The organism is Chitinophaga hostae, from assembly GCF_018224885.1.
In the GTDB taxonomy this organism is placed as follows: domain Bacteria; phylum Bacteroidota; class Bacteroidia; order Chitinophagales; family Chitinophagaceae; genus Chitinophaga; species Chitinophaga hostae.
In genome coordinates this window covers 1-651 of sequence record NZ_JAGTXB010000061.1, presented here as the reverse complement: position 1 = coordinate 651, position 651 = coordinate 1, and the positions used below count along the sequence as shown (strand labels likewise).

Genomic DNA, 651 nt, shown 5'->3' with positions numbered 1-651 from the left:
CTTTAGCCAGCTTATTAGTGACGATTGTATACAGCTCTCCACTGGAAAAGGCTGTTTCGTCTATACTCAAACTGGAGCCGATATTTTGCTCAAAGAGCATCCACTCTGCAGCATGCTCTTTTTGCTCCCAACTGGAAAAATCGCTTAAATGATGTTTGTATTGTTGTCCGAGTTGTTTACCGTCAACATTGTAAAGATGGCCAAGCTGAACGGGGCTGATAGGGTGATTATCTAAGTAATCCTTTTAAAAAATAACCGAATTCCAATGTCATTCGCGTTCCCTTTTTAACTATTTCCCAATCTCTTGTTACTGTTTCCCCGGTGCCTACAACTTCCCACCGACGGCGCTTTACATATAAAGTGACCTTCTTTCTACGGATAGGAAAGTCCTGAACAGCAACGGGAGCAAGGAAGTCCTTGGCGTGGAGTTTTTTATGTTGATGTTCAGCTGGAACAATATTCTTTTCTTCTAAATAAATACTTATTTCAGTCTCATTTTGAGAGGAATCTGTTATCTCAAAATAATACAAAATACCTTCTGGTAGCAGGGCCTCAATCAGGAGGCTAAAATTCTTATCCACGGATATCAATCTTAATTGGACGCAAAAAAACTATTTTTTACCCAATCCCCCAACTTTTCAACTTGATCCA

At 39.8% G+C, this 651-nt stretch carries 1 protein-coding gene; it reads right to left on the bottom strand.

From position 1 onward, the window contains the following. Positions 1-227 precede the first annotated feature (227 nt). A complete protein-coding gene (locus KE626_RS34510) occupies positions 228-581 on the bottom strand; it encodes an ISAon1 family transposase N-terminal region protein (RefSeq protein ID WP_346344521.1) in 354 nt (117 codons plus the stop codon). Positions 582-651 lie beyond the last annotated feature (70 nt).